The 1,186-nt window shown below is 64.5% G+C and carries 1 protein-coding gene and 1 pseudogene; both read left to right on the forward strand.

All coding sequences use genetic code 11. The features are described 5' to 3' along the window. The first annotated feature begins 196 nt into the window (after positions 1 to 196). Entirely contained in the window at positions 197 to 712 is a 516-nt protein-coding gene (locus PGX04_RS20960; protein WP_273740285.1) for an Lrp/AsnC family transcriptional regulator, read from the forward strand. A 116-nt stretch (positions 713 to 828) separates the two neighbouring features. After that, a pseudogene (locus tag PGX04_RS20965) lies at positions 829 to 1,186 on the forward strand (ornithine cyclodeaminase family protein); the annotation flags it as partial.

Genomic DNA, 1,186 nt, shown 5'->3' on the forward strand with positions numbered 1-1,186 from the left:
AGCGATCGCGGCGTCCTCGTCGGCGCCGGTCGCCCGTCGACGCAGGTTATCCTCGCGCCGCCGCTGTGTGCGACCCCCGACGAGATCGAGACGGCCGTCGACGCGCTCGACGACGCGATCGAGGCCGTCTTCTGAACCGAACCGCTCGTTTCCCCGAATACGGGCACTTATCAACTCCCAGTCAGAAGGACTCCCCATGAACCACACGGACGCGACACCCGATCTGGACGAAAACGACCTCAAGATACTCAGACAGCTCGAGCGGTCCGACGAGAAGAACCTCGAAGAGCTCGCGGCGGACCTCGACCTCTCGAAGTCGACGATCCACTACCGCCTGAACCGACTGAAAGAGAGCGACGTGATCACCGACGTCTCCGCGACCATCGATCCCCGCGCGCTCGGGATGGCGATGGTCGTTATCACCGAAGTCTCCGTCTCCCACGAGAGCGGCTACGCGGACGAAATCGGCACCGAACTGGTCGAAGTCGACGGCGTGCAGCAGGTCTACTACACCATGGGCGACGTCGACTTCATGATCATCTCCCGCGTCCAGAACCACGAACAGCTGAACGAGCTCATCGACGAGATCGTCGCCATCGAAGGCGTCAACGAGACCTCCTCGCGGTTCGTGATGCGCGAGCTCACGAGCGGCGATCGACTCCTCGAGACGATGTCCGAGGAGATGATCGACCGGGTTCTGAAGACCGAGTGACCGGCCGCTGGCCCGGCGTTTCGCCTCGCCGGTCGGGACTCGCACGCTCGCGTCGCTTTCGCCGCCACCGATCGGGATCGGGTGTCTTTTTCTACGTCGCCTGTGATACTCGAGCAATGACGGACACGCTGTTTCTCACCAGCGACGAAGTCGAAGGGCTCGCCGCGCCGGCCGAATACGTCGACGTCGTCCGCGACGGCTACCGCCAGCGCGGCGAAGACGCGCCGGCGTTGCCGCGACAGACCTTCCGCCGGGAGGACCCCGACGGCAAACTCACGAACTACTCGGCCATCCTTCCCGAGACGGGCGCGATGGGCGGCTACATGTACACGTCCGGCTTTTCCGGACCTAACGCGTGGTTCGTGACGCCGCTTTTCGACGCCGAGAGCGGCGAGCCGCTCGCGCTCATCGACGGTGCCAGCATGAACCCGTTCAAAACCGGTGCGGCCGGTGCCGTCGCCGTCGACGAACTCG

The sequence above is a fragment of the Natrinema soli genome (genome assembly GCF_028618695.1).

What these genes read in the sequence shown, in the direction of transcription:
- PGX04_RS20960 (WP_273740285.1), top strand. Translation starts at nt 197, where the DNA reads ATGAACCACACGGACGCGACACCCGATCTGGACGAAAACGACCTCAAG.